The sequence below is a fragment of the Dactylosporangium sp. CA-052675 genome (genome assembly GCF_050947935.1).
In the GTDB taxonomy this organism is placed as follows: Bacteria; Actinomycetota; Actinomycetes; order Mycobacteriales; family Micromonosporaceae; genus Dactylosporangium.
The window spans coordinates 9,265,851-9,291,809 of sequence record NZ_CP192010.1 but is presented as its reverse complement, the minus strand read 5'-3'; the positions used below and the strand labels follow the sequence as shown (position 1 = coordinate 9,291,809).

Here is a 25,959-nt window from a genome sequence, read left to right as displayed (position 1 = left end):
GGAACCTCGGCAATCAGCCGCGATAGCTCGCCACCAGCGCGGTGAGGATCAGCCCCCACCCGTTGACCAGGACGAACAGCAGCAGTTTGAAGGGCAGGGCGATCGTGACCGGGGGCAGCATCATCATGCCCAGGGACATCAGGGCGGCCGAGACCACCATGTCGATCACCAGGAACGGGATGTAGATGACGAAGCCGATGATGAACGCGGCCCGCAGCTCGGAGAGCACGAAGGCGGGAATGAGCGTCGTCAGCGGCACGTCGTCCTTGTTCTTCGGGGCGGGCCGATCGGCGATCTTGGTGAAGAGCGCGATCTCGTCCTTGCGGGTCTGCTTGAGCATGAAGGTCCGCAGCGGCTCCGAGCCCTCCTTGAACGCCACGGACTGGGTCTTCTCGCCGTGCAGGTAGGGCTGCACGCCCTCCTTGTTCACGTCGGAGAGCACCGGCGACATGATGAACAGGCTGATGAACAGGGCCAGCCCGGCGATGACCTGGTTGGGCGGCACGTTGCTCAGGCCCATGGCGTTGCGGGTGATGCTGAGCACGACGAAGACCTTCGTGAAGGAGGTCATCGTGAGCAGCAGGGCCGGCGCGACCGACAGCAGCGTCAGGGCGACCAGGATCGTGATCGACTGGCTCGGCTTGACCCCGTTGACGTCGATGTTCACGCTGCCGTCGGGGTTGCCGTCGATCGCGGGGGCGCTCGGCGGGGCGGGCGGCTTCGGGGTCGGGACCGCCTCCGCGATGCCCGGGGACGCCAGGAGGAACAGCGCGAGCATCAGCAGTACGACAGCGGCCAGACGCTTCACGAGGCGCTCTTGCGGATCAGCTTGAGGGCCGGGGCGAGCGGATGCTCGACGGGCTGGGGCTCCGGGAAGAGCGCGGCGTCCGCGTCGGCGAGCAGCGACACGCCCGCGTCGCTGACGCCGAGCACGAGGGCGCGGTCGGCGACCTTGACGACCGCGACGGACGAGCCGCGGCTGAGCTGCTGGCGTGCCACCACGGTGACGGCTCCTCCACTGCGGCCGCCGAGCGGGCGTCGGGCGATCCGCATCAGAGCCCAGAGTATCGCGAACACTACGGTGAGTGAGCACAGGACGCGCAGTACGAGTTCCATCGTGGTCGCTGCCGTCCTAGGCCCGGTCGCTCGGGCCGACGATCTCGGTGATCCGGATGCCGAAGTTCTCGTCGATCACGACGACCTCGCCGCGGGCGATGAGCCGGCCGTTGACCAGCAGGTCGGCCGGGCCGCCGGCGGCGCGGTCGAGCTCGATCACCGCGCCCGGGGCCAGGGAGAGCAGTTCGCGCACGCTCATCCGGGTCCGCCCCAGCTCGGCCGTGACCTCCATCTCGACGTCGTGCAGCAGGTCGAACGCGGGCGGGCCGCCGCGCGCCCGCTCCGAACGCTCCGCCGCCCCGGCGTCGCCGCCGTCGGCGCCCAGCACCTCCGCCGCGACCGCGAGCCCGACGACGGCCTGGACCCCGAGCTCACCGGCCTCCAGCGGGACCAGGACGCCGCCGGCGGCGACGAGCTCCCCGAGGGCCTGCGCCGGCTGCAGCAGCTCGCCCGGGTCGACCACGACGGGCCCGAGGACGGCCGCGGCCGCCTCCAGGGCCGGGCGCACGGCCTGGCTGAGGTCCAGGCTGCCCATGGGCGAGTTGGCGAGCGCCTCGACGAGATCCTGCGTGACGACGATCGCGACCTCGCCCTGCGCCGCGCCGGCGAAGCGGGCTCGGACCGCCTGGCCGGTGATGACGAGGTCGTCCGCGTTCTGCGTCGGCACGCCGACGGAGAGCGGGGAGCTGGCGGGCAGCAGCGCCACAGCGGCCTGAGCGGCCGCCTCGGCACGGGCCAGCGACGCCTCGTTGGTACCGATCGTCATCGGCTGGTCTCCTCAGCGCGGTTCATGCCGAGTTGTCCGGCGGGCCGGTGGGTGGGGCGCTGACCCGGCTGGGGGCTCGGCACCACCAGGCAGGCCATGCGGTTGCCCTGCGCGCCGGGCACGGCGTAGGCGAACGTGATGTCCGCGGTGACCACGGCGAGCGGGGTCGACGTCGAGTGCGCCAGCGGGACCACGTCGCCGGGCTGCAGCCCGACCAGGTCCGCGGGGTGCATCCGCACCGGCTGGAACCGCACGGAGACCTCGATCGGCGCGCCCTCCAGGCCGGCGACGACATTACGGTACGCGGCCTCCCGGGCCGCCCGCTGCGCGTCGGTCAGCACCGTGTCGCCCCGCTCGCCCTGCAGCTTCGGGAAGATCGACCCGAACGGCAGGCAGATCGTGGCCATGCACTCCTCGCTGCCCACGCGCATCTCGAACGACGACACGATCACGGCGTCGGAGGCGGCTCCGGCCTGGGCGAACTGGGGGTTGTACTCGATCGTCGTCATCTGCGGCCGCAGCGCCACGATGCCCTCGAAGGCATACCGCAGCTCGCCGAGCGTGCGATCGATGAGACCGTGCAGCAACGGCATCTCGATGTCGCTCAGCGGACGCTGCGGCTGGGGGCCGCCGGGGCCGCCCAGCATGTGGTCGATGCAGGCCATGGCCGTGCTCAGGGAGAACTCCAGGATGGCGGTGCCGGGCAGGGGGTCGATGGAGAACATCGCGACGACCGTCGGGCTCGACAGGCTCGAGATGTACTCGTCGTAGGTGAGCTGTTCGATGGAGATCAGGCTGATCGACGACACGGCGCGCAGGCTCGTGGTCAGCAGCGTGGCGTACTGGCGGGCGAAGGTCTCGTAGGCGATCTGGAGCGTCCGGACGTGCTCCCGGGAGAGCTTGGTCGGGCGGCGGAAGTCATACGGCTCGGGCCCGGAGCTCTTGGACCCACGCCGGTGCATCCTGCCCGGCGTGCGACCACTCCCGGTCGCGGACGTTGACTGCGTCACTCTCTTACCATCGGTCTTTTCGGGTCCAGGTTGACGTAAAACGGCCGAAACGGACCTGAAGGTTTCCTCCGAAACCTCCAGGTCCGCACCGGTGCTCCCGCTACTGAATCACAAACGTGGTGAAGTAGACGTCCATAACCTCTTTCTTCTTGTCCACCGTGTAGGCCTTCACGACCTTGTCGACGAGCTCCTTCTTGGCCTTGTCGCGGCCGTCGGCGGTCAGCAGGGCGTCCTCGCTCTGGTTGCTGAACTGCTCGATGGCGATGTCGAGGGCCTTGGAGCCGTCGGGGGCCTCGGCGGCATCGGTGGTGGCCTGGAGGGTCATCTTGAGCTTGAGGTAGTGCCCGTCGGCGAGGTTGATCGTGATCGCGTCGAGCACGGAGACGACGCCGGGGGTGGGGGCGGGCTCGGCGGTGGCCTTCTTCGGGGCGAACATCATGTAGCCGCCCACACCGCCGCCGATCAGCGCGACCAGCGCGATCGCGACGATCATGATGAGCTTCTTCTTCCCACCCTTGGCGGGGGTCTCCTCGGTGGTCTTCTCGTCCTTGTCGGCCATGGGGTGCCTCCTTCGTCAGCTGGTGGTGGTCGAAGCCGAGGGCAGTAGCGCCCGGGTGTCGGCGGGGAGGTTGGACAGGACGATGACCTCGACGCGGCGGTTGAGGGTTTCGGCCCGTGGGTCGGTGGTGGGGTAGAGGGGTTTGGTGTCGGCGTAGCCGGTGGCTTGGAGGCGGTTGTCGGCGATGCCGGCGTCGGTGTGGAGCATGCGTACGACGGCGGCGGCGCGGGCGGAGGACAGTTCCCAGCCGGAGGGGTAGGTGCCGGTGCCGCCGGTGAGCTGGTTGGTGTGGCCGTCGACTTCGATCTTGTTGGGCAGGGCGGCGATGGCGGGGCCGATGCCGTCGATGAGCTGTTTGCCGGCGGTGAGGAGGGTGGCTTCGTTGCCGTTGAAGACGATGCCGGTGGTGACGATGGTGACGATGAGGCCGCGTTCGTCGACGGAGTATTTGACCTGGTCCTGGAGGCCTTGTTTGGTCAGTTCCGCGGTGATCTCGGCTTTGATCTTGTCGTAGTTCTGGATCTCGGCCGCGGCGGCGGCCTGGCGTTTGGAGGCGTTGGAGCGTTCCTTGGCCTGGACGGCCTCCTGTACGGCGGTGGCGTCGGAGGTGGTGCCGCCGATGCCGGAGGAGAGGTCCATGGGGCTGTTGGAGTCGGAGGACTCCATGAGGCTGGCCTCGCCGCCGTCGAAGGCGACCGAGGGGTTGCCGAAGCCGACCGCGAGGCCGTTCTTGAGTTCGGCGAACTTCTTCTGGTCGACCTGGGAGATCGCGAACAGCACGATGAACAGGACCATGAGCAGGGTCATCATGTCGGCGTAGGACACCAGCCACCGCTCGTGGTTCTCGTGCTCCTCCTCCTCGTGGCCGCCCTTCTTGTGCTTGGCGTGCGCGCCGGCCTTCGCCGCGTGTCCACCACCACTCATGTGCGGCGGCCCCCCTTCAGGTCGTTGTAACGCCGTCGGGGATGACATCGGGCCGAACGCCCGACACCGGAGTGCCGGGCGGTTGCCGAGTCGGTGTGGGCCGGTTAGGCGGCCTTCTCCTTCTCCTTGGAGGCGCCCGGAGGCAGGAGGCTGCGCAGCTTCTGCGCGACCAGACGCGGGTTGGCACCCGCCTGGATGTTGATGATGCCGGCGATGACCAGCTCCATCTGCCCGCACTCGATGTCGGACAGGCGTTTCATCTTGGCGCCCATCGGCAGCCACATGACGTTCGCGGACAGCACGCCCCAGAGGGTGGCCACGAACGCGCCCGCGATCAGGTGGCCCAGCTTCTCGGGCTGGCTGAGGTTCTCCAGCACGTGGATGAGGCCGATGACGGTACCGATGATGCCGATCGTCGGCGCGTACCCGCCCATGGCCGTGAAGATGGCCGCGGCCTGCTTGTCGGCCTTCTTCTTCGCGTCGACCTCGGCCTCCAGGATCGCGGCGAGCTCCTCGGAGTCGGTGCCGTCGATCGCGAGCTGCAGGCCCTTCTTCAGGAAGGGGTCCTGCACCTCCTTCATCGCGTCCTCGAGGGCCAGCAGACCCTCCCGCCGCGCCTTCTCGGCCAGCTTGACGATGTCCTCGACGAGGGAGTCGTACACCGCGGACTTGCTCAGCAGCACCCGCTTGAGCGAGTCGACGAGGCCGATGGTGTCCTTGAGCATGCCGCCGGCCATGGCCGCGCCGAGGGTGCCGACGAACACCAGCACCAGCGGCGCGACCAGGAAGATCGAGCCGGGACTGCCGCCCTCCAGGATCATCGCGGCGAAGATCGCGACGAAGGCGAGGACGATTCCTGCGAGGGTTGCCGGATCCATGGTGCTTAGCGCTCCCGACGGTGCAGACGGACGACGTTGGTCTCTTTGACCCGCTCGGCAGCGGCCTCGGCGCGCTCGTCCGGCGTCTGCCCGACCAGGTGCTGCGCCTCGACGACGACCGAGGCACGGTACTGCCGCACGAGCGCCACGAGTTCGGGCAGCGACTCGGCGACGAGGTACTTGGTGCCGTCGACGAGCGTGATCACGGTGTCCGGGGTGCAGTCGGCCCGCTCGACCAGGTCGGGGTTGAGCGCGAACACCGGGCCGTTGAGTCGGGTCAGCAGAATCACGGCGCCCTCCTAGGACTTACCGCTTGAGGTTCACCAGCTCCTGGAGCACGTCGTCCGACGTGCTGATGACCTTGGAGTTGGCCTGGAAGCCGCGCTGGGCGACGATCAGGTTGGTGAACTCCTGAGCCAGGTCGACGTTGGACATCTCCACGGCGCCGCTCTGCAGCGTGCCGAGGCCGCCGGTGCCCGGGGCACCGACCTGCGCCAGGCCGGAGTTGACGGTGAAGCGGTACAGCGAGTCACCGGTCTTCTCCAGGCCGGGCGGGTTGTTGAAGTTCGCGAGCGCCAGCTGGGCGATCGTCTGCTTGTTGCCGTTGGAGAACACGCCCACGAGCTGGCCGTCGGGGTTGATGCTGAACGACTGCAGCGTCGCGGCCGGAGCGCCGTTCTGCGACAGCGGCTGCACCGTGGTGTTGCCGGTGTACTCCGTCAGGCCCGCCAGGTCCACGCCGATGCCCGAGCCCGTGGCCAGCGGGTCGTACATGATGCCGACCTTGGTGGCCCCGTTCTTGTCGGTGAACGTGGGGCCGGTGATCTGCCCGTTGGATCCGAAGGTCAGCGGGGTCGGGCCGACGCTGTTCGTACCGTCGGACAACGTGACCGCCCACGCCCCGCCCGTGAAGTCGAAGGTCTGGGTCAGGTTGACCGTGTTGCCCGTGACGTCGTACGTCTTGATGGACCTCGTGATCGTCGAGGGATCGGGCGCGTTCGCCGGCAGGTTGCCCGCGATCACCACGGTGTCGGTGGCCGTCGGCGCGATGAGCGTGCCCATCGGCAGGCGGATGTCGCCGAGCGGGGCGTTGCTGTTGACCACCCCGTTGACCGCGGGCCAGCCCTGCACCGCGGCGCCGGTCGGGGTGACCAGCTTGCCCTCGGCGTCGAAGTTGAACGCGCCCGCCCGCGTGTAGAGCTGCTCGTTCACCGAGTTCACGACGAAGAAGCCGTCACCGGAGATCATCACGTCGGTGGCCCGGCCGGTCGTCTGCGCGGAGCCCTGCACGAACGTGGTGTTGATCGCCGCCAGGCGCACGCCCAGGCCGACCTGGGCCGGGTTCGTGCCGCCGATCTCCGGCTGCGGGGCGCCGGCGGAGCGCATCATCTGGCTCAGCGTGTCGGCGAAGACCGTCTGCGCGGACTTGTACCCCACCGTGTTCACGTTGGCGATGTTGTTGCTGGTCACGTCCAGCATCTGCTGGTGCGCGCGCAGGCCGCTGATGCCGGAGAAGAGTGAGCGGAGCATGTGGGGTGGTTTCCTTTCAGGACGCGGGCTGGCCGGGCGCGGGTCGGGCCGGCACTGACGGATTCGTCCCCGCTGGTTGCTGCTGTTGCTGATGCTGTTGCTGTTGCTGCTGCGCGCCGGGCGGCGCGGGCTGTCCGTTCGCCACCGCCGGCGTGTTCTGCGCGCTCGCCTGCGCGGCCGGTGGCGTGTCGTGTGTGCCCGGTTGTGTGGTCTGCGCGCCTGGGGGCGTGTTCTGCGCGCCTGGCTGTGTGTTCTGCGCGCCTGGCTGTGTGTTCTGCGCGCCTGGCTGGGCGGGTTGCGCGTTCTGGGTCGCCGGCGGGGTGTGGCCGTCCGACACCTCGGTCACGCTCGCCAGGGCGATGTCCGTGTTGCCCACGTGCAGGGTGGGCGGCCCGCCGGTGAAGAACTTGGCCGACGACACGACGCCGGTGATGGGGTGGCCGTCCTTGTCCGCGTACGTGACCGTCTTGCCGATCAGGTTGCTCGCCCCGAGCTGGAGCTGCGCGTTGAGCATGCTCTGCTCGGCCGTGGCGAGGTCCTCGAGCTTCTCGACCGTCGTGAACTGCGCGGTCTGCGCCAGGAACTCGGAGTTGTCCATCGGCTTGCTCGGGTCCTGATACTTCAGCTGGGCCACGAGCAGTTTCAGGAACGCGTCCTTGCCCAGGTCGCCGCCCGGCTTCGCGGGCTTGTCCGGGTCCTGCTTCGTGGTCGGGGCATTGGCCGGGGCATTGGTCGGGGCATCGGTCTTCTTGGTCGGTGCGTACGTCTTCGGCACGTAGTCGGCGACGCTGCCACTGACCGGCGTCGGGGCGGTGATGGCGCACTCCCTTGTTCGGTCCGGTGCGCGGCCCGTCCTGCTTGGGTCGCGGTGGTGCTGGTGTTGCCCGAGTCGCGGTGGGCACGGCCGCCCGGTCCGCTCGGTCCGCCTGCCGGCCGGCGCTCGCGGCCGGGTCAGAGGCGGACGTCGAGTCCGTCCACGGGCTCGGCCGGTGTGGGCTCCGCGCCCGTTTCGACGCGTTCGGGTGCTCGTTGTTGAGATCGTCCCTCCGGGTGCCGACCTGAGAAATGTTGCGATTCGTTGCCCGCGAAGGACGATTGCTGGTTCAGTTCGAGGGCGCACTGGGCGAACCCGGCCGAGCTGAGGTCCTGCCGCAGCTGGGGCAGCGCCGCCTGCAGCGCGGCCTGGCCGGTCTCGCGATCGGCGCGCAGGTGCACCGAAATGGAGCCGTCGCGCACCTCGGCGACGATGCTCACGGGGCCGAGCTCCTCGGGGTCGAGCCGGACGGTCATCCGGTGCACCCCGTCGGGCCCCTTGCGCAGCGGCGAGAGCACGCTCACGAGCTGCGGCGCGACGCTCGACCACGCGGCCTGGCCCCCGAGCAGCCCACTCCCGTCCACCGCGGCGCCACCGACGCCCCCGATGACCGCCGCGAACGTGTTGCCGCCCGCCGCGACCCCGGTGACCGCGCGGCTGGTGCCGGGCGTCTGCGAGCCGCTCCCGCCGGTGCCGCCGCTCGTGCCGTGCCCGACCCCGCCACCGCCGACGCCGGCGGGGACGGCGAGGCCGGTCGCGCCGAGGCTGGGCACGAAGCCGGCGGCGCTCGTGTCCGAGGCCGCGGCGCCGTCATCGGGCTTCGCGGGGCTCTCGGTCCTGGGCCCGGCCGCGGTGGTGACGATCCCGTTCACCCAGCTGAAGCTCGGGTCGGGCGCCGCGCTCGGGTGGGCCGTCACGGCGGCGTGGGGCGCCGGCGCCATGGTGCCCGGGGGCGGCGCGGCCGGAGTGTCCAGCGTCGTGGGGCTGTGGCCGGGGCTCGGGTGCTGGGTGGTGCCGGCCGTCGCAACGGGTGCGGCGGCCGGCGCGGGCGCGTTGCCGGTGGGCGCGACGGCGGCATCGGCGCCCGGCCCGGCGACGACGGCCGGGGCGGCAGCGACGACCGGTGCCGCGGCGGCGGTCGCGGCGGGAGCGGGGATGCCGGCCGCGACGACCGGGACCGCAGCGACGACCGGTGCCGCAGCGACGACCGGGACCGCAGCGACGACCGGTGCCGCGGTGGCGGTCGGGACGGGTACGGGGATGCCGGCAGGGGGTGTCGCCGCGGTGATCGGAGCCGTGTTCCCGAGTGGGGCGGGGTCGACCGCGCCGGTTGCCATGGGAAGCCCCGGCCGCGGCTGGGTGGCCGGGGCCGGGGCGGCGATGACCTCGGCGGCCGCGATCCCGTTGCCGTCGCGCAGGACGGCCTCGCCCACGACGCTGCCCGGCTCGGGGGACCGGGCCGTGACGACCAGGCTCGCCTCGGCCCGGATCGGGGCGGCCTCGGTCGGGGTCGGGGTCGGGGTCGGGATGGATGCCGCGGGGGCCGGAACAGCGCTCGGAGCCGGGGAACTGGCCGGCGACTGGGCCGAAACCGCAGGCGAGGTCGCAAGCGCGGCCGGAGTCGCGGTTGCGGGCACAGCCGCCGACGTCGGGGCCGGGGCCGAAGCGGCCGGGGCCGGGGCCGGGAGTGGGCGGGCCACGGCCGGTTGGGCGGGGAGGGCGACCATCGGTGCGGTGACGAAGGTGGTCGGCCGCGTGCCCGTGGCCGCCGCCGCCAGCTTCGACTCCAGATCCGCCGCGAGGGCGGCGCGGACGGCGGCGTCGCCCGCCGGGGTGGCCGGAGCGGTCGCGGAGATCGAGACGGCCGAGACCGTCGGAGCGCTCGAGACGGTCGGCGCGGTCGAGACGGTCGTGGTGGCCGGAGCAGCCGAGGCCGCCGAGGCGGTCGGGGTGGCCGGCGCGGTCGGGGTGTTCGGCGCGGCCAGGCCGGCCGAGGCGGTCGGCGCCAACGGCACCGTCGTGGCGAGCGGCGGGATGCCAGCCGCGACCACACCGCCGGGAAGGGAGACCTCCGGTTCCGGCTGCTGGGCGACCACCACGACCCCGGCGATGCGCAGGGCCGCGTCCAGGACCGCCGCCTCCTGGGCCGCGGTGATGTCCGGTGGGGCCGTCAGGGGCGCGGCCGTGGCGGGCCGGTCCTGGTCCCGGTCGGGCACCGTGCGCGCCATGGCGTTCTGCAGCAGGTTCGTCAAGGGCGCGGCCGAGTCCACCGCGGGAGCGACGGCGGGAGCCACCGCCGAGCGGAGCTGCTCGCGGGTGAACCGTGGGCGCACGACCAGCGCCTCGGCGCTCTTGGCGGCCTCCAGCGCGGCCGCGAAGGATTCGTCCAGTGTGGACGGTCCGCCCAGGAGGGACGGCAGGCCCGTGTCCGTGGTCCTCGTCGTGGCCGAAGCGGTGGGAATCATGCGAGCGGACCTCCGTCCGAAGTGGACTCCGCGGACATCAGGGAAGCCAGGGACGGCGGCGCGCCCGCGCCCAGCGACAGGGCGGCCAGCGTCGACGGGGTGAGCGTCGTCGACTCGGTCAGGGGGCCGATCGCGCGGGCCGACAGCTGGGCCAGGGCCGCCTTCACCTTCGGGACGTAGGCCTGGGTCTCGGCGAAGGGCGGAATGCCGCCGTACCTGCTCACCGCGCTCCCGCCCGCGTTGTACGCGGCCAGCGCCAGGTCCACGCTGCCGAACTGCTTGATGTGCGACGACAGCAGCCGGGCCGCGCCGTCCACGGCCTGGGCCGGGTCCAGCGCGTTCACGCCCAGGCCGCGCGCGGTGCCGGGCATGATCTGCATCAGGCCCTGCGCGCCCGCGCGGCTCACGGCGTTCGGGTTGTAGCCCGACTCCACCTTCGCGACCGCGGCCAGCAGGGCGGGGGAGACGCCGTAGCGGGCGCCGGAGGACTGGAAGAGCTCGGCGTACGGTACCGACTCCGGCAGTTGCGTCGACGACAGCGCCGCCGGGCGGATCGCGGGCGTCGTCGCGGCCGGGATGATGCGCCGGATCGCCGTCGGGGTGCCGGTGACCTTCTCGGTCTTCACGACCTCGCCGGTGTGCGGGGCCACGACCATGGTGCCGTTGCCGGCGTAGATGGCGATGTGGTTCACCGGGCGCCCGAACGCGAGCAGGTCGCCGGGGCGGGCCTGGGCCAGCGAGGACACCGCGGTGCCGAAGCTCGCCTGGTCCTTGGCGGTGCGGGGGAGCTTGATGCCGACGTCGGCGTAGGCGCGCTGGACCAGGCCGGAGCAGTCGAGGCCGCTCTCGGGGGTGTTGCCGCCGAACTTGTACGGCGTCCCCGCGTACCGCTGCGCCGCCTGCACCACCTGGGTGCCCGTGACGGGCGTCGTGCGGCCGAGCGCGGGCGCGGCCGTGGACGCCGAGTCCACCTGGGAGCGCAGCGCGTCCTTGAACGACGAGCCGGCGTCCAGGGCGGAGGGGCGGTGCAGCCCGAGCATCGAGCGGATCTCGGCGATGCGGGACTGGGCCTCGAGTACGGTCACTGCCGGTCCTCCCTGTAGGAGCTCGACGTCGTGAGGTCGTCGACCGCCTTCTCCTGCGCGGCCGCCTCCGTGCGCTTGCGCGTGAGGTCGTGGCGCTCCTGGAGCTTCTCGATCGTGCGGCGCTGCACGGCGGCGTCGGTGAGCTCGCGCATGCGCTCCTCGACGGTCTCGTCGGCGAGCCGGCTCAGGGCGATCGCGGCGGCCAGCTCGCCGGCGAGGGCCTGGCGGGCGGTCAGCGTGGCCGCGTAGGCCGCGGCCGTCGCGGCGTGGGGCACCGCCCGGCCGTCGAGGTCGCGTTCGCGGGCGCGGACGCGCTGGACGGCGTCGGTGGCGTCGGCCCGTGCGCGTACGACCGCCGCTTTCGCCATGTCTTCCTGGGCCTTGCGGGCGCGCAGCACGGCGCCCAGCCGGAATCCGCTCTTGGCCATCAGCCACCTGCCAGGAGTTCGTCGAGCAGCTGCCACGCCCGGGGCGCCGGGGTGGTGTCCTCCATGTCCTGCCGGAGGAAGTCGTTGATGCGGGGCCACAGCTCGCGGGCCCGGTCGGCGTCGGGGTTGGTGCCGGCCTGGTACGCCCCGATCTCCACCAGCTCCCGCACGTCGCGGTGCGCGGCCAGCATCCGGCGCAGCGCGGTCGCCGCGGCCCGCTGCTCGCGGGTCGTCACCGCGTTCGCGACCCGGGAGACGGACTCGAGCACGTCGATGCTGGGGAAGTGCCCGGACGTGGCCAGGCGCCGGTCGAGCGTGATGTGGCCGTCGAGGATCGAGCGCGCCGAGTCCGCGATCGGCTCGTTGTGGTCGTCGCCCTCGACGAGCACGGTGTAGAGGCCGGTGATGCTGCCCACCGGGGCCGGGCCGGCCCGCTCCAGCAGCCGGGGGAGCAGCGCGAAGACGCTCGGCGGATACCCGCGGGTGGCCGGTGGCTCGCCCGCCGACAGCCCGACCTCGCGCTGGGCCATGGCCGTGCGGGTGAGCGAGTCCATGAGCAGCAGCACGTCCTGGCCGCCGTCGCGGAAGTACTCGGCGATGCGCGTGGCCACGAACCCGGCCCGCAACCGCACCAGCGGCGGCTGGTCCGAGGTGGCGATGACCACGACGGAGCGGGCCAGGCCCTCGGGGCCGAGGTCGTTCTCGATGAACTCGCGCACCTCGCGCCCGCGCTCGCCGACCAGCCCGATGACGGAGATTTCGGCGTCGGTACCGCGGGTGATCATCGACATCAGCGAGCTCTTGCCGACGCCGGAGCCCGCGAAGATGCCCATCCGCTGCCCGCGCCCGCACGGCACGAGCGTGTCGAGCGCGCGCACACCGAGCGAGAGGGGCTCCAGCACGCGCCCGCGCTCCAGCGCGACCGGGGCGTCGTGCTCCACCGACACGTGCTCGAGCCCGACCAGCGCCGGGCCGTTGTCCATCGGGCGGCCGAGCCCGTCGAGGATGCGCCCGCGCAGCTGGGGGCCGACGGGGATCTGCAGCGGCGCGCCCGTACTGCTGACCGGGCTGCCGGTGCCGATGCCGGTGAGCGGGCCGAGGGGCAGGCAGGCGAGCCGGTCGCCGTTGAGCGAGACGACCTCCGCCGGCACGACGGCACCCCGCTGCGGGTCCCCGATCTCGACGAGGTCGCCGACGCTGCCCTCGACCCCGGCCACGGTGACCGACAGGCCGACGATCGACACCACCCGCCCCGTGACGCGCGGGTGGGCGGCGTGCGCGGCCGCCAGGAGCCGTTGCCGAAGCTGACTCGTTGGCGTCAGCCCCGCTGGAAGCGCCGATGTCACTGCTGCAGGACCTCCCGGACCCGGTCGAGCGCGGGGCCCAGCCGGGCGTCGACGGTCGTGGCGTCGCACAGCGCGATCGCGTCGCCGGAGCGCAGGCCCGGATCGTCCACGAGCGTCACCGTGCGGCCGTCCATGACCAGTTCCGTCTCGCCAATCGTCAGCCGGTCGGCGGGGTTGAGCCGTACGGTCACCGGACTTGCCGAGGGCGCCAGCGCAAGCGCGCGGGCCAGCGCCTCCCGGCCCGGTTCGGTCGCGGTGCGCAGCTCCCGGCCCAGCACCGCCTCGGCGATCGCGAACGCCGTCGCCACGATCTGCTCCTCGATGTCGTGCGCGGCCGGCACCGCCCGGCTCTCCAGGGCCATGGCCGCCTGCCCGAGCCCGAGCAGGGCCCGCTCGATGCGCTGCCGCTGCGCCTCGGCGGTCTGCGCCGCCTGCTGCGCGACGACGGCCGCGGTCCGCGCCGCCTCCTCGCGGGCCTCGCGCACCCCCTGCGCCCAGCCGGCCGCGTACCCGGTCGCCTCCGCCTCGCCCCGCCACCGCGCGAGCAGCTCCGGCGGGATCGTCTCGCGCTCGCGCAGGTCGACGTCGAAACGGGCCGAGGGGGCCGAGCCGGCGCGGGCGTCGCGCAGGACGCTCTCGCCGAAGCGGACCGTCGGCGGCTCCTGCGGCGGCGGGAACGCCCGCGTCGCCGGGGTCACCGGCGGGGGCGGGGGCGGCGGGAAGGCCGGCCGCGGCGCGCCCGCGGGCTTGCGCTCCGGCGGCGGGAACGCCAGCGGGTAGTCGTCGCGGGGCCCGGCGGCGGGGAAGTCGGCCGGGGGGAACTCGGCCGGGGCGAAGTCAGCCGACGAACTCATCGTCATCGCCCCTGCTGATCACGATCTGGCCGGACTCCTCGAGCGTGCGGATGGCCTGGACGATCTTGGCCTGCGACTCCTCGACCTGGCGCAGCCGCACCGGGCCGAGCATCTCGATCTCGTCGGCCAGGTTCTCCGCGGCCCGCTCGGAGAGGTTCTTCATGACCTTCTGGCGTACCTCCTCGCGCACGCCCTTGAGCGCGGTCGCGAGGTCGTTGGTCTCCACCTGCCGCAGCACCAGCTGGATCGAGCGGTCGTCGAGGGACACGATGTCCTCGAACATGAACATCTTCGAGCGGATCTCCTCGGCCAGCTCCGGGTTGCGCCCGGCGAGGCCCTCCAGGATCAGCCGCTCGGTGGCCCGGTCGGTCCGGTTGATGATCTCGACCAGCGGCTCCAGGCCGCCGACGTTCGACAGGTCGTTGGGCTGCAGCACCGAGGACATCTTGCGCTCCAGCGTCGACTCGACCTGGCGGATGATGTCCGGCGAGGTGCGGTCCATGACGGCGATGCGGTGCGCGACGTCGGCCTGCAGCTCCGGCGCCAGGCCCGACAGGATCTGCGACGCCTGCGTCGCGGTCATGTGCGCGAGGACGAGCGCGATCGTCTGCGGGTGCTCGTCCTGCAGGAACGACAGCAGCTGCCGCGGGTCGGCCTGGCCGAGGAAGCCGAACGGCACGTCCATGAACACGGTGTTGAGCCGGCCCACGATCTCGCCGGCCCGCTCCCGGCCCAGCGAGGCCTCGAGCAGGTCGCGGGCGAAGTCCATGCCGCCCTGGCCCACGTACTTGTGCCCGGTCGCCATGTCGTGGAACTCCTCGAGCACCACGTTGGCGACGTCCGCCTCGACCTGGCCCAGCCGCACGATCTCGGCGGTGAGCTCCTCCACCTCCGCCTCACGGAGGTGCGCCATGATCTTGGCGGCCTCTTCCTTGCCCATCTGCACGAGCAGGATGGCGGCCTTGCGCAGCCCCGTCATCTCACCCGTGACCATGGATCACCCCCAGCATGGTCGTCATCCGCGCCGGTCCGCGAGCCAGCCGCGCAACAGCTGCGCCACCTCGTCGGGCTGCTTCTCCACCATCGTCGTGAGGTCGCGGAAGCGGCCGTCGCGGTCGAACTCGTCGCCCGGCGCGCCCCCGCCCTCCAGGGCCGCCGCCCCGCCCGGCCCGCCGCCGCCCTCGAGCGCCAGCTTGGCCCGGGCCGCCTCGATCGCGGCCTGCATGTCCTCGAGCGCGGCGTTCTGCTCCTCGGTGAGCTTCTGCTGCTCCGCCTTCCTGCGCTTGCGCTGGGCCAGGGCCGCGATGATGAGCAGGATCAGCAGCGCCAGCACGATCGCGCCCATCTGGATGTACTGCTGCATCACCTGCGCCTGCTGCCCCTTGGCCGCCTCCTTGGCCGCGTTCTGCTCGGCGGTGGCCGCGGACGTGTCGAACGCCATCGACGAGACCGCGATCTGGTCGCCGCGGGCCGGGTCCAGCCCCACCGCGGAGGAGACCAGCTGCTGCAGCTGGGCCAGGTCCACCTTCGCCACGGCGCTGTCGACGATCACCGCGATGCCGAGCTTGTCCACCCGCCCGGGCGCGCTCTTCGTCGTCTCGGTGACCATCCCGACCGCGTTGTTGCGGGTCTCGGTGGTCTGCTGGTACTGCCCGTCCCCGCCGGCCCCCGTCCCGTTCGGCACCTGGATGTTGTCCGGCCCCAGCACCCCGCCGACCGGCACCCCGTTGCCGCCCGAGTACTGCTCGGACTTCTTCTGCTCCGACAGCGGCGGCACGGCGGGGTCGGCGACGTACTTCTGCGTCTTGGTCTCGGTGTTGTCGTAGTTCAGCGCGGCGGTGACGTTCACGGCCGAGTGCCCGGGCCCGACGACGGTGTCGAGCATCGTCTGCACGGCCGTGCGCAGCCGCTGCTCGTAGGCCGACGTCGCCGCGCCCCCGCCGTCCCCGCCCGAGCCGCCGCCGGCGTCGGACGTCGACAGCACCTTGCCGCCGGCGCTGACGACCGTCACCGCGTTCGGTTCGAGCCCCTCCACGCTGGAGGACACCAGGTGCACGATCGAGGTGACCTGGTCGCCCGTCAGCGACTGGTTGCCCGTGTTCACCAGCACGGAGGCGGTCGGGGCCTGCTGGTCGTCGGTGAACACGTCCTTCTCGGGGATGGCCAGGTGCACCGACGCCGAGTTCACGTTCTTGATCGAGCCGATGGTCTTGGCGAGCTCGCCCTCCAGGGCGCGGCGGTACGTCACCTGCTGCATGAACTCGCTGGTCATGATGCCCTGCTTGTCCAGCAGCGCGTACCCGGCGTCGCCCTGGGCCGGCAGCCCGGCCCCGCTCATCTCGATCCGCAGCGCGTACACCTGGTCGGCGGGCACGTTGATGGTGCCGCCGCCGTCGGAGAGGGAGTACGTGACCCCGTCCGCGTTGAGCTTGTCCACGATGGCGCTCGCGTCCGTGGCGGCCAGGTTCGAGAACAGCGGGGCCATGGCCGGCCGGCCGGACCAGCTCGCGAAGAAGTACCCGCCGATCGCGAGGGCCAGCACGGCGAAGATCGTGACGGCCTTCTGCCCGGGGCTGAACGACTTCCAGCCGTCCAGCCCCCGCCGCCCGAGCGCGGTGAGCCGGTCACGCATCAGGCCTGCATCCTCATGATCTCGTTGAAGGCGTCAAGGGCCTTGTTGCGCACCGCGACCGTCAGACTCGTGGCGAGGCTCGCCTCGGTCGCGGCGATGATGTAGTCGTGCACGTCGGTGAGCCGGCCCGTGGCCGCCTCGACGGCGAGGTTGTCGGCGGTGTTCTGCACGTCCTGCAGCTTCTGCAGGCCCTGCGCGACCATGTTGCCGAACTGCACCCCGGCCGCCGGGTCCGCCGAGGACCCGGACGTGCCGGTGGTGTTCATGGCGGAGGAGATCGGCGAGATGGCGCCGAGCGGCTGGATCGCGTCGATGCTCATGCTCAGCCCTTACCGACCTGGATCGCGGCCTGGTACTGGTCCTTGGCGCGGTCGACCACCGTCAGGTTCGCCTGGTACGCGCGCTGCGCCATGATCAGCTGGGTCATCTGGCTGCCGAGGTCGATGTCGGGGTACTTGACGTAGCCCTCCCGGTCGGCGATCGGGTTGTCCGGCTCGTACACCAGCCGCCCCTTCGGATCGCCGAGCGCCGTGCCCGCGACCCGCACGCCGCCCTCGCCGTCGCCGTAGTGGACCGCCTGCGCCTGCACGTACCGGGCGCGGAACGCCTGCCCGCTCGTCGGCACGGCGTCGTTGATGTTCGCGATGTTGTCCGACACCGCGTCGAGCCACTTGCGGTACACGGTCACGCCCGTGCCGGCGATGCCGATCGCGCCGAAGATGGTCACCGCGATCAGCCCCGGATGGCCGTGCGCAGGAGCCCGAACTTGTCGTCGGTCGCGCGCAGCATGGTCTGGTACCGCAGCCCGGTGTCGATGTTCGACAGGACCTCGTGGTCGAGGTTCACGTTGTTGCCGTCCTCGCGGGTGGGCTCCAGCGACCGCGCCGTCGTGATGCTCGCGTCCGCCGGGTCACCCGCCTGCACGGCCAGGCGCAGGGCGTCCTCGAACTCGACGCGGCCGGCGAGGAAGCCGGGCGTGTTGATGTTGGCGATGTTGTCGGCGATCACCCGCTGGCGCTTGGCGAGCCCCGTCAGGGCGCCGTGCAGGGTGACCTGGGTGGTGTCCTCGAGCACGAAAATCGGACCCCCGTCGGTGTGTCGCCAGTCCATTGGCGTAGGGGTGAGCCATCCTTGCTCACTGGAGGCATCGGCCCGGTCCCGGCCATGTTGAGGCAGAACGGTGCATTCTTCGGTTGCCGCTCGGTTGCAGACCGGTGGCACCGTGCGGCCCCTGATACTCAGGGGAACCCCGGGTTCGCGGATCCGGGTGCGGGCCGGGTCCAGCCCGGATGTCCGTGGCCCGCCCGATCCATAGCGTCATCGGCGTGGAGAAGAGACCAGTAACGGTTCGCATCGCGCGCTGGAGTGCCGAGCACCCGTGGCGCGCCATCGCCCTCTGGGTCGCGTTCGTCGCCGTCTGCTTCGTCGGCGGCAGCATGGCCGGCACCGTCGAGGCCACCAACCGCGACCAGGCCATCGGCGAGTCCGGCCGGGCCGGCGTCATCGTCGACGACGGCCACTTCGACAACCCGGCCACCGAGAGCGTCCTCATCACCGCGCGCACCGGCGCGCTCGACCACGACGCGGCGATGGCCGCGGCCGCCGACGTCCGGACCGCCATGCGCGCGCTGCCGGACGTCGCCGAGGTCGCCGACCCGCTGCCCGCCCGCGACCAGAGCGCCGTGCTCGTCCGGGTGACCCTGAAGGGCGACCCCGACACCGCCCAGGACCGGCTCGCCCCGCTCACCGCGGCCACCGCCGACGTCCAGCGCCGCCACCCCGGCCTGCGGGTCGAGGAGACCGGCGGCCCGTCCATCTCCAAGGCCATGGACGACACGCTCGGGCAGGACTTCAAACGCGCGGAGTACCTCAGCCTCCCCGTCACCTTCGCGATCCTCATCGTGGCCTTCGGCGCGCTCATCGCCGCCGGCATCCCCGTGCTGCTCGCTCTCTCCTCGGTCGCGGCCGCCCTCGGGCTGTCCACGCTCGCCTCGCACCTGGTCCCGTCGACCGACACCACCTCGAGCGTCATCCTGCTCATCGGCATGGCCGTCGGCGTCGACTACTCCCTGTTCTACCTGCGCCGCGAGCGCGAGGAGCGGGCCAAGGGCCGGGCCCACCTCGACGCCGTCGAGATCGCCGCGGAGACCTCCGGGCACGCCGTCGTCGTCTCCGGCATCGCCGTGACGATCGCCATGGCCGGGCTCTTCCTCGCCGGCGACGTCGTGTTCTCGTCCCTGGCGCTCGGCTCGATCCTCGTCGTGCTCGTCGCCGTGCTCGGCTCGCTCACCGTTCTGCCGGCCCTCCTGGCCAAGCTCGGCCGCTGGATCGACCGGCCCCGCGTCCCGCTCCTGTGGCGGCTCACCCGGCCCCGCACCGACGAGCGGGGATCCCGGGTGTGGTCGGCGATCCTGCGGCCCGCGCTGCGCCGCCCCGCCGCCACCCTCACGATCTCGGTGCTCGCCCTGCTGGCCCTCGCCGCGCCGGCGCTGAGCATGCGGCTCACCTTCCCCGGCATGGAGGACCTGCCCCGCACCACACCGGCGATGCAGGCGTACGACCGCCTCGTGAAAGCATTCCCGAGCAACGGCACGGTGCACGAGGTCGCGGTGCGGGTCCCCGCCGGCCAGCTCGACGCCACCCGGTCGGCCCTGACCCAGCTCGCCCAGAAGGCGGCCGCCGACCCGCTGTTCGCGCCCCTGGAGCAGGAGCCGCAGGTCCAGGTCTCCAAGGACGGCAGCGTCGCCGTGCTCGACGTCGCCACCCCGTTCGAGGGCCGCTCCGAGCAGGCCAAGGAGTCACTCACCCGGCTGCGCACCCAGCTGGTGCCGCAGACCCTCGGCGCCGTGCCGGGCGCGGAGATCGCCGTCGGCGGGTTCGTCGCGGCCGACGTCGACTACGCCGCGCACATCCAGCACAAGCTGCCGCTCGTCGTCGGCTTCGTGCTCGTCCTGACCTTCATCGTCATGGCGTTCACGTTCCGCTCGGTCGTCGTGGCACTCACGTCCATCGCGCTGAACATGCTGTCGGCGGCGGCGTCGTACGGCCTCGTCGTGCTCATCTTCCAGGGCACCTGGGCCGAGGGCATCCTCGGCTTCAAGTCCATGGACGCCGTCGTGTCCTGGCTGCCGCTGTTCCTCTTCGTCGTGCTCTTCGGCCTGTCGATGGACTACCACGTCTTCGTCGTCAGCCGCATCCGCGAGGCGGTCCGCCGGGGCCTGCCCACCCGCGAGGCGGTCGCCCAGGGCATCTCCGGCTCCGCCGGCGTGGTCACCAGCGCCGCCGTGGTGATGGTGGCCGTGTTCGCCATCTTCGCCACGCTGAGCACGATCGACATGAAGCAGCTCGGCGTCGGGCTGGCCGCGGCGATCCTGCTCGACGCGACCATCATCCGCGCGGTCGTCCTGCCCGCGCTCATGACCCTGCTGGGCAACGCGAACTGGTGGGCGCCGAGGTTCATGCGGCCCCGGGCCGAGCCCCAGCACGCCGCCGAGCAGCCGAAGGTTTTCCTAAAGGTGTGAATCGGGTGCCGATGGGGCCGGTGTGCGCAACAACACACGCCGGCCCCGTGCGGCCGTCATCCTCCCCTCGCGCGACTCGATCGCGTACCGGCGCTGCGCCAGCCTGGCCCGCCAGGTGGCGGCCCGCGGATGGGACGTGCTGGCCATCGAGCCGACCCGCGCCCAGGGAACCGCGACCCTCCGGGAGACCGGACTGGAGCAGGGGGTCAGGCAGTACACCCTGGAAGTCCCCGGCTCCGACCCCTTCTTCGGCGACACCCCGTCGGAGCGGCTCCTGGCCGAGCTCCTCGCCGGCCGCGACGTCGACGTGGTGCACGTCCACCTCGCCGGCGACCTCGCCGACGCCGCCCTGCTCGAACGCTCCTGGCTGCTGGGGCTGCCCCTCGTGGTCAGCGTCCACGCCGGGTGGCAGCCGCCGCCGAGCGAGGCCGCCCAGGTCTTCCTCACCGACCAGTTCACCCGCGCCGACCTCGTCTGCGTCGCCGACCACCGCGGCCTGCTCGCCGACTGGCTCGACCCCGGCAGCCCCGTGCTCGACCACTCCAGCCCCGGCGCCGGCAAGGGATGGGCCGACGTGTACCGCGAACTCGCCGGCGACCTCGAACCACCCAGGACCGACCTGACCCTCGGCGTCATCGTCACCACCTACCAGCGCCCCGCCGCCCTGCACGACTGCCTCGCCGCCCTGTGCGAGCAGACCCTGCCCCGCGAGCGCTTCCACGTCGTGGTCGTCGACGACGGCTCCGCCGAGTCCGCCGAGCTGGTCGTGCTGCCCTTCCTCGACCGGCTCGACCTGACCTTCATCCGGCTCGACCAGAACGCCGGCCCCGGCGAGGCCCGCAACGTCGGCATCGAGGCGAGCCACGCCGACATCCTGTTCTTCCTCGACGACGACGACGAACCCGCGCCCCGGTGCCTCGCCGAACACCTGCGCACCTACGTCGAACACGGCAACGACGTCGACGCGGTGCTCGGCTGGACCGGCCCCGCCGCCGATCGGGCCTGCACCGTCGAGGCCTGGCTCGCCTTCCGGGGCACCGTGTACCGCAGCCACGAGGGCCTGCGCCACTACGGCATCGGCGACTGGCACCAGTTCTGGGGCGGCCGCTGCAGCATCCGCCGCTCGGTCCTCGGCGACGCCCGCTTCGAGGTGCCCTTCGCCGAGGACGCCGACCTCGCCTACCGGCTCTCCCGCAAACCCCGCGGCCTGCGCGTCGTGCACAACCGGCACGCGGTGCAGCGGGTGCGGATCGGCCTCGACCAGGTGTCGCTCATGCGCCGCGCCGGCCGCGTCGGGCAGGCGCGGGCCCACCTCGCCGAGCGGCACCCGGACCTGCGCACACACCCGGCGTACCGCGGCACCACCTATGAGGCGACCACCCGCAAGGTCGGCCGGCGCACCGACGCCCGCCTGCGCCTCATGACCACCGACCGGCCGTCCACCGTCGAGGAGCTGCGCCGCGCGCACGACCCGCACGGCAAGGGCACCCTCCTCGACCGCATGCACCAGGACCTGGTGACGGTCAGCTCCATCGAGGCGAGCCTCGGCTGGCTGCTCGTCACCCGCCGCACCGCCGCCCGCGAGGAGGGCCGCCCGCTGCGCATCGGCATCAGCGCCCTCTCGCCGCTGCTCGACGAGGTCGCCGCGGAGCTCGCGCGGACACCGTCCGGCGCGGCGACGCTCGTCGTCGGGGTGCCGCCCGGGCTCACCATCACCGCCGCCGACATCGACGTGCCCTGCGACTACGAGATGCTGCCCGGCGACGGCGCCGACGACCTGTGGCGCGCCTGCGACCTCGTCGCCTCCTTCGCCCCCGTCGACGGCCACGACCCGGCCCGCCACGCCCTGCCGCTGCCGCGCGGCGAGCTCGCCGAGACCCTGCGGCGCCTGCTGAACGTCCGCGACCTGGTGGGGAGTCTGCGATGACCGCGGTGCTCGAACGTCTGCTCGTCCCGCGGGTCTTCCACCGCATCAAGCTCGACGGCCCGCTGAGCGCGCGCGAACGCGAGTTCGGCGAGAGCTGGCTGCGCCACCACCCCGGCTGGGAGCTGAAGCTGTGGACCAGGGCCGGCCTGCCGCCGCTGACCAACCAGGCGCTCTTCGACGCGGCGCCGCCCGGGCAGCAGGAGGACATCCTCCGGTACGAGCTGCTGCTCGCCCACGGCGGCGTGTTCCTCAGCACCGACCTGGAGTGCCTGCGCAACATCGAGCCGCTGCTCGGCGGCGTCGACGTGTTCTGCGCGCGCGAGGACGGCTTCCGCCTCGCCGACGGCGTGCTCGGCGCCGCGCCCGGGCACCCGCTCATCGCCGCCGTCGTGGCCGCGCTGCCGGACTCGGTCGCGTGGCGGGCCGGGCGGCCCCGCGACGAGCAGACCGGCGCGGAGATGCTCACCCGGATCGTGGCCGAGCAGGACGGGCTCGGCCGCGTGACGCCCGCGGTCTTCGGGTCGGAGATCTTCTACCCGTACCACTGGACCGAACCCCCGCGCGAGGGCGCGACGCTCCCGTCGGCCTACGCGGTGTGCCACTGGCTGTCGGCCTTCCCCGCGGACGCCCCCGCGCTCCCGGCGCCCGTCAGCGAGGCCCCGGCCACCGCGGCGGGGACATCCGCGCCGGTCGACCGGATCGTCGTCGACGTCGACCCCGACCTCGTGGAACCGGCCGCCGTCGTGCTGGCCGGCGCGATGGAGCTGGCCATGGCCACGCCCGGCATGGAGCTGGCGCTCGTCGTCAAGGGCGTGCCGCAGGTGACCGAGGCCGTCGGCGACGCGATGGCCGGGCTCATGCGGCAGCTGGCCGGGGGCCGCGACGTGCCCGACATCGTGGTCTACGGCCAGCCCGAGGGCGAGGGCCTGGCCGCCCGCGCCCGGCTCGCGATGAGCGACGACCCGGCCGGCAACGCGCGCACGCTGCTGTCGCTGCAGACCCCGGCGCCCGCGCCCGCTTCCGGGCTGCGCGGCACCTACATCGGCAACGGCCGGATGCTCGTCGAAACGGCGTACGGCGCGACGCTCATGGTCCCGTCCGACGACTACGGCCTCATGCCGCCGCTGGTGACCCGGGGCGCGATCGAGCCGGCGCTGACCGGCTACCTCGCCTCGCAGCTCCGGCCCGGCCAGACCTTCGCCGACGTGGGCGCCGGCATCGGGTACTTCACCGTCCTGGCCGCCCAGCGCGTCGGCGGCACCGGCAAGGTCATCGCGTTCGAGCCCGACCCGGCCGCGGCCGCCGTCCTGCGCGACAACCTCGCCGCCAACCGGCTCACCGGGCACGACGTGGAGGTGCGCGCCGATCCCGTGCGGCTCGACGACGTGGCCGTCGACATCTTGAAGATCGACCTCGACGGCCGCTCGGACCACACCTTCGCGGCTCTGCTGGACCCCATCCGCCGCCGGCAGATCCGCCGGATCGTGTGCACGCTCGGCGAGGACCGCAAGCGCCTCGCCGGCCTGCTCGCGACCATCCGCGACGAATGCGGGGGCCGCGTGTCGACCCAGGACGCCGCGGACCGCCCGTTCGCCGTCATCGACCTGTAGCCATGGGACTGCGGCTCAAGCACACCGACCCGTCCCTCGCTGGGGCACTGCGCCCCGACCTGCCGGCGGCGGTGACGGCGGCCCGGAGCCGGGAGTTCTCGGCTCGCCGCGCGATGCCGTCCCCGGTCGCCGGCTCCCCGGCCGCGGTGCCCTGCTCCTCGCCGGGCACGCTGCGGCTGTGCTACCTGGCACCGCGTACCGACGTCGGCGGCGGCGCGCGCGTGCTGTTCGAGCACGCGAACCGCCTGTCGGCCCGGGGCCACGAGGTCACCGTCCTGAGCCACTTCCCGCGGCCGGACTGGTTCGACCTGCGCGCCGCGTTCACCCAGGTGCCGTTCGGGGTGGAGCTGACCGCCGCGGTGCCCGCCTGCGACGTGATCGTGTGCGGATACTGGGACCAGGTCCTCGCCGCGCGCTCGCTCGGCTGCGCCCCGGTGGTCCACTTCGAGCAGGGCGACTTCCACCTCTTCGAGGACATCGACCCGGCGACGCACCAGGTCGCCCTGCGCAACCTGGCGTCGGCCGACGCCACCATCACGGTGAGCGGGACGGTGGCGTCGGTGCTGCGGTCGCGGTACGGCGTCGCGGCTGGGGTGGTGCACAACGCGGTGGATCGCGCGGTGTTCACGCCGTCGGGCCCGCCCGCGAGCGCGGACCGCCCGTACCTGCTCTTCGTGGGCTGGGACGGCAACGCGTTCAAGGGCATGGACGAGATGCGCCGCGTCTATCGGGCCCTCTCGTCCTCGGTCGACCTGGTGTGGGTCTCGCCCCGGCCGCCGATCGAGCCGCTGGGGCGGGTGGTGGTCGCCCCGCCGCAGGAGACGCTGGGCGCCCTGTTCCGCGGCGCGGCGGCGTACGTGTGCTGCTCGCGCTACGAGTCGTTCTCGCTGCCGTGCCTGGAGGCGATGGCGTCGGGCACTCCCGTGGTGGCGACGCGGAACACGGGGGTGCTGGAGTACGCGCGTGACGGGGTGAACGCCCTGCTGGCCGACGTGGGCGACGTGCCGGCCCTGACCGCGCGGGTCCGCCGCGTGCTGGACGAGCCGGGGCTGTCGGCGCGCTTGCGCGAGGGCGGCCTGACGACGGCGGCCGGCTACTCCTGGGACGTGATCACGGAGCGCCTGGAGGACGCGTACCGCACCGCGGCGGCGTCGTGGTCGCCCCCGATCGCGCGGGGCGACTGGGTTTTCGACCTGGCGGGGTTGCGCTTCGGGTCCGCGGACGCGGAGGCTCGGCTGCGGGAGCACGCGGCGGCGACGACGGCGAGCACGCTGGCGGTTCCGGTGTCGTTTCCGGCGTTCGAGGGCCATCGAGCGGTTCGCTGGCGCGTGGTCGCCCGCCGCCCGGCGAATTCTCCGACGTTGCCCGAACCACCTTTTTCGGACTTGTCATCTAATGTTGCGATTTCGGGCGATTTTTCGAATGCTGCCGCAGCTCCAGCGACCTCCTCGGGCGCTTTTTCGGGCTCAGCCTCGGGCGCGGCGGTCTCGGGCGCGGCGGGCTCGTGCGCGCCGGTCTCGGGTGCCCCGGCGAGCGGCGGCGTCGAGGGCGGCGGCCTGGGCGTGTCCAGCGGCAGCCCGGGCGCGTCGGTCAGCGGCGGTGCTGGCGGTGGCGGCTTGGGCGTGTCCCGCGCCCATCACAGCGGCGGCCTGGGCGCGGCGGTCGGCGGCGGTGCTGGCGGTGGCGGCTTGGGCGTGTCCCGCGCCCATCACAGCGGCGGCCTGGGCGCGGCGGTCGGCGGCGGTGCTGGCGGTGGCGGCTTGGGCGTGTCCCGCGCCCACCACAGCGGCGACCCGGGCGCGGCGGTGGCCAACCCAGGCGCCGCCCGGGGCGAATCCCGCAACGACCCCGGCCCCGACGCTGGCACCAGCACCAGCACCGATTCTGGCCCCGGCGGTAGCAACGGCGCTGGCACTAGCTCTGGCATCGCCTCTGCCTCAAGCCGCGGCGCCGGCAGCAGCACCGGCACCGGCATGAGTGTGCCTGGCGCCGGCCCCGGCGTGGCGCGCGCCTACCTCCCCGCCGAGGCCGACGCCCCGCCGCCCGACCTCCCGTACGCCCGGGCCCTCCAAGACTTCGCCGCCGGCCGCATCGAGGCCGCGCTCGACGGCTTCCTCACCGTCTTCCAGCGCCCCGGCGCCCGGGCCGCCGCCGGCCGCTGGGTCATCCTGTCGCTGCTCGAACTCGGCCGCGACGTCGAGGCGGCCGAGCTCGTCTCCGGCGCGGTGCGTGAGTTCGCCGACCACAGCGACTATCACTACCTGCAGGCGATGGTGGGGCGGCTGACGGGGCGGCGGGTGGACCGGGACGCGTACGTGACGGCGATCGCGATGCTCGGGCCGGCCACGCACCACGACGAGTGGTTCGAGGACCCGGCCGCGCTCATCCGGCGAAGCCTCGGAGCGGGGTAAGAGTCGAGCAGGAGAGCGGAAAAGCGGGAGAGCGGAGAAGCAGGAGAGCGGAGAAGCAGGAGAGCGGGGGGCAGGAGCAGACA

At 72.7% G+C, this 25,959-nt stretch carries 24 protein-coding genes; 4 read left to right on the top strand and 20 right to left on the bottom strand.

Annotated features, from left to right (window positions below; genetic code table 11):
• Positions 1–13 precede the first annotated feature (13 nt).
• The 20 genes from fliP to ACQP1P_RS41555 all read right to left on the bottom strand — a co-directional run bounded on the left by fliP (position 14) and on the right by ACQP1P_RS41555 (position 17,517).
• Entirely contained in the window at positions 14–808 is a 795-nt protein-coding gene (gene fliP / locus ACQP1P_RS41650) for a flagellar type III secretion system pore protein FliP (RefSeq protein ID WP_433079966.1), read from the bottom strand.
• Complete coding sequence (locus tag ACQP1P_RS41645) at positions 805–1,053, bottom strand: flagellar biosynthetic protein FliO (RefSeq protein ID WP_433079964.1); 249 nt, start codon at positions 1,051–1,053, stop codon at positions 805–807. The genes fliP and ACQP1P_RS41645 overlap by 4 nt, the downstream gene beginning before the upstream one ends.
• Before the next feature lie 79 nt (positions 1,054–1,132).
• Positions 1,133–1,882 carry a flagellar motor switch protein FliN gene (fliN, locus tag ACQP1P_RS41640; protein ID WP_433079962.1) on the bottom strand — a complete coding sequence of 250 codons (750 nt, stop codon included), beginning with the start codon at positions 1,880–1,882 and terminating at the stop codon, positions 1,133–1,135.
• Positions 1,879–2,844, bottom strand: a complete 966-nt coding sequence (locus tag ACQP1P_RS41635) for a flagellar motor switch protein FliM (protein WP_433079960.1) — start codon at positions 2,842–2,844, stop codon at positions 1,879–1,881. Before ACQP1P_RS41635 ends, fliN begins: the two co-directional genes overlap by 4 nt.
• A 148-nt stretch (positions 2,845–2,992) precedes the next feature.
• Positions 2,993–3,451, bottom strand: coding sequence for a flagellar basal body-associated FliL family protein (locus ACQP1P_RS41630; protein WP_433079958.1), 459 nt, complete (start codon positions 3,449–3,451; stop codon positions 2,993–2,995).
• A gap of 15 nt (positions 3,452–3,466) precedes the next feature.
• On the bottom strand, positions 3,467–4,375 hold the full coding sequence (locus ACQP1P_RS41625; protein WP_433079956.1) for an OmpA/MotB family protein: 909 nt from the start codon (positions 4,373–4,375) through the stop codon (positions 3,467–3,469).
• A gap of 104 nt (positions 4,376–4,479) precedes the next feature.
• The gene (locus ACQP1P_RS41620; RefSeq protein ID WP_433079954.1) at positions 4,480–5,253 is read right to left on the bottom strand and encodes a flagellar motor protein; all 774 of its coding nucleotides are present in this window, start codon (positions 5,251–5,253) and stop codon (positions 4,480–4,482) included.
• Between the two features lie 5 nt (positions 5,254–5,258).
• Positions 5,259–5,543 carry a flagellar FlbD family protein gene (locus ACQP1P_RS41615; protein ID WP_350626666.1) on the bottom strand — a complete coding sequence of 95 codons (285 nt, stop codon included), beginning with the start codon at positions 5,541–5,543 and terminating at the stop codon, positions 5,259–5,261.
• Positions 5,544–5,559: 16 nt separating this feature from the next.
• Complete coding sequence (locus ACQP1P_RS41610; RefSeq protein ID WP_433079952.1) at positions 5,560–6,783, bottom strand: flagellar hook protein FlgE; 1,224 nt, start codon at positions 6,781–6,783, stop codon at positions 5,560–5,562.
• 16 nt (positions 6,784–6,799) lie between these two features.
• Positions 6,800–7,558 carry a flagellar hook capping FlgD N-terminal domain-containing protein gene (locus ACQP1P_RS41605; protein ID WP_433079950.1) on the bottom strand — a complete coding sequence of 253 codons (759 nt, stop codon included), beginning with the start codon at positions 7,556–7,558 and terminating at the stop codon, positions 6,800–6,802.
• A gap of 176 nt (positions 7,559–7,734) precedes the next feature.
• Positions 7,735–10,062, bottom strand: coding sequence for a flagellar hook-length control protein FliK (locus tag ACQP1P_RS41600; RefSeq protein ID WP_433079948.1), 2,328 nt, complete (start codon positions 10,060–10,062; stop codon positions 7,735–7,737).
• The gene (locus tag ACQP1P_RS41595) at positions 10,059–11,147 is read right to left on the bottom strand and encodes a transglycosylase SLT domain-containing protein (RefSeq protein ID WP_433079946.1); all 1,089 of its coding nucleotides are present in this window, start codon (positions 11,145–11,147) and stop codon (positions 10,059–10,061) included. Before ACQP1P_RS41595 ends, ACQP1P_RS41600 begins: the two co-directional genes overlap by 4 nt.
• Positions 11,144–11,575 carry a cell envelope biogenesis protein TolA gene (locus tag ACQP1P_RS41590; protein ID WP_433079945.1) on the bottom strand — a complete coding sequence of 144 codons (432 nt, stop codon included), beginning with the start codon at positions 11,573–11,575 and terminating at the stop codon, positions 11,144–11,146. Before ACQP1P_RS41590 ends, ACQP1P_RS41595 begins: the two co-directional genes overlap by 4 nt.
• Positions 11,575–12,819 carry a FliI/YscN family ATPase gene (locus ACQP1P_RS41585; RefSeq protein ID WP_433079943.1) on the bottom strand — a complete coding sequence of 415 codons (1,245 nt, stop codon included), beginning with the start codon at positions 12,817–12,819 and terminating at the stop codon, positions 11,575–11,577. The genes ACQP1P_RS41590 and ACQP1P_RS41585 overlap by 1 nt, the downstream gene beginning before the upstream one ends.
• Before the next feature lie 98 nt (positions 12,820–12,917).
• Positions 12,918–13,775 (bottom strand): FliH/SctL family protein, encoded by an 858-nt coding sequence (locus tag ACQP1P_RS41580; RefSeq protein ID WP_433079941.1) that lies wholly within the window; start codon positions 13,773–13,775, stop codon positions 12,918–12,920.
• A complete protein-coding gene (gene fliG, locus ACQP1P_RS41575) occupies positions 13,759–14,769 on the bottom strand; it encodes a flagellar motor switch protein FliG (protein ID WP_433079939.1) in 1,011 nt (336 codons plus the stop codon). Before fliG ends, ACQP1P_RS41580 begins: the two co-directional genes overlap by 17 nt.
• 21 nt (positions 14,770–14,790) lie before the next feature.
• Positions 14,791–16,407: a flagellar basal-body MS-ring/collar protein FliF gene (gene fliF / locus ACQP1P_RS41570; protein WP_433079937.1), complete on the bottom strand. Its 1,617-nt coding sequence runs from the start codon at positions 16,405–16,407 to the stop codon at positions 14,791–14,793.
• Positions 16,407–16,727, bottom strand: a complete 321-nt coding sequence (fliE, locus tag ACQP1P_RS41565; protein WP_433079935.1) for a flagellar hook-basal body complex protein FliE — start codon at positions 16,725–16,727, stop codon at positions 16,407–16,409. Before fliE ends, fliF begins: the two co-directional genes overlap by 1 nt.
• 2 nt (positions 16,728–16,729) lie before the next feature.
• Positions 16,730–17,134, bottom strand: a complete 405-nt coding sequence (locus tag ACQP1P_RS41560) for a flagellar basal body rod protein FlgC (RefSeq protein ID WP_433079933.1) — start codon at positions 17,132–17,134, stop codon at positions 16,730–16,732.
• 5 nt (positions 17,135–17,139) lie between these two features.
• Positions 17,140–17,517 (bottom strand): flagellar basal body rod protein FlgB, encoded by a 378-nt coding sequence (locus tag ACQP1P_RS41555; protein WP_433079932.1) that lies wholly within the window; start codon positions 17,515–17,517, stop codon positions 17,140–17,142.
• A gap of 215 nt (positions 17,518–17,732) precedes the next feature.
• Here ACQP1P_RS41555 and ACQP1P_RS41550 point away from each other — a divergent pair, with 215 nt between their 5' ends.
• From ACQP1P_RS41550 to ACQP1P_RS41535, 4 genes are read left to right on the top strand one after another with little or no spacing between them, the layout of a single operon-like run.
• Positions 17,733–19,928: an MMPL family transporter gene (locus tag ACQP1P_RS41550; RefSeq protein WP_433079930.1), complete on the top strand. Its 2,196-nt coding sequence runs from the start codon at positions 17,733–17,735 to the stop codon at positions 19,926–19,928.
• Positions 19,929–19,950: 22 nt separating this feature from the next.
• On the top strand, positions 19,951–21,855 hold the full coding sequence (locus tag ACQP1P_RS41545; protein ID WP_433079928.1) for a glycosyltransferase: 1,905 nt from the start codon (positions 19,951–19,953) through the stop codon (positions 21,853–21,855).
• The gene (locus ACQP1P_RS41540; RefSeq protein WP_433079926.1) at positions 21,852–23,465 is read left to right on the top strand and encodes an FkbM family methyltransferase; all 1,614 of its coding nucleotides are present in this window, start codon (positions 21,852–21,854) and stop codon (positions 23,463–23,465) included. The genes ACQP1P_RS41545 and ACQP1P_RS41540 overlap by 4 nt, the downstream gene beginning before the upstream one ends.
• A gap of 2 nt (positions 23,466–23,467) precedes the next feature.
• Positions 23,468–25,876 (top strand): glycosyltransferase, encoded by a 2,409-nt coding sequence (locus tag ACQP1P_RS41535; RefSeq protein WP_433079924.1) that lies wholly within the window; start codon positions 23,468–23,470, stop codon positions 25,874–25,876.
• The last annotated feature ends 83 nt before the right edge of the window (positions 25,877–25,959 follow it).

Coding starts and splice junctions, on each gene's coding strand:
- ACQP1P_RS41645 (WP_433079964.1), bottom strand. CDS start 1,053: ATGCGGATCGCCCGACGCCCGCTCGGCGGCCGCAGTGGAGGAGCCGTC.
- fliN (WP_433079962.1), bottom strand. CDS start 1,882: ATGACGATCGGTACCAACGAGGCGTCGCTGGCCCGTGCCGAGGCGGCC.
- ACQP1P_RS41635 (WP_433079960.1), bottom strand. CDS start 2,844: ATGCACCGGCGTGGGTCCAAGAGCTCCGGGCCCGAGCCGTATGACTTC.
- ACQP1P_RS41630 (WP_433079958.1), bottom strand. CDS start 3,451: ATGGCCGACAAGGACGAGAAGACCACCGAGGAGACCCCCGCCAAGGGT.
- ACQP1P_RS41625 (WP_433079956.1), bottom strand. CDS start 4,375: ATGAGTGGTGGTGGACACGCGGCGAAGGCCGGCGCGCACGCCAAGCAC.
- ACQP1P_RS41620 (WP_433079954.1), bottom strand. CDS start 5,253: ATGGATCCGGCAACCCTCGCAGGAATCGTCCTCGCCTTCGTCGCGATC.
- ACQP1P_RS41610 (WP_433079952.1), bottom strand. CDS start 6,783: ATGCTCCGCTCACTCTTCTCCGGCATCAGCGGCCTGCGCGCGCACCAG.
- ACQP1P_RS41600 (WP_433079948.1), bottom strand. CDS start 10,062: ATGATTCCCACCGCTTCGGCCACGACGAGGACCACGGACACGGGCCTG.
- ACQP1P_RS41590 (WP_433079945.1), bottom strand. CDS start 11,575: ATGGCCAAGAGCGGATTCCGGCTGGGCGCCGTGCTGCGCGCCCGCAAG.
- ACQP1P_RS41580 (WP_433079941.1), bottom strand. CDS start 13,775: ATGAGTTCGTCGGCTGACTTCGCCCCGGCCGAGTTCCCCCCGGCCGAC.
- fliG (WP_433079939.1), bottom strand. CDS start 14,769: ATGGTCACGGGTGAGATGACGGGGCTGCGCAAGGCCGCCATCCTGCTC.
- fliF (WP_433079937.1), bottom strand. CDS start 16,407: ATGCGTGACCGGCTCACCGCGCTCGGGCGGCGGGGGCTGGACGGCTGG.
- fliE (WP_433079935.1), bottom strand. CDS start 16,727: ATGAGCATCGACGCGATCCAGCCGCTCGGCGCCATCTCGCCGATCTCC.
- ACQP1P_RS41555 (WP_433079932.1), bottom strand. CDS start 17,517: ATGGACTGGCGACACACCGACGGGGGTCCGATTTTCGTGCTCGAGGAC.
- ACQP1P_RS41540 (WP_433079926.1), top strand. CDS start 21,852: ATGACCGCGGTGCTCGAACGTCTGCTCGTCCCGCGGGTCTTCCACCGC.
- ACQP1P_RS41535 (WP_433079924.1), top strand. CDS start 23,468: ATGGGACTGCGGCTCAAGCACACCGACCCGTCCCTCGCTGGGGCACTG.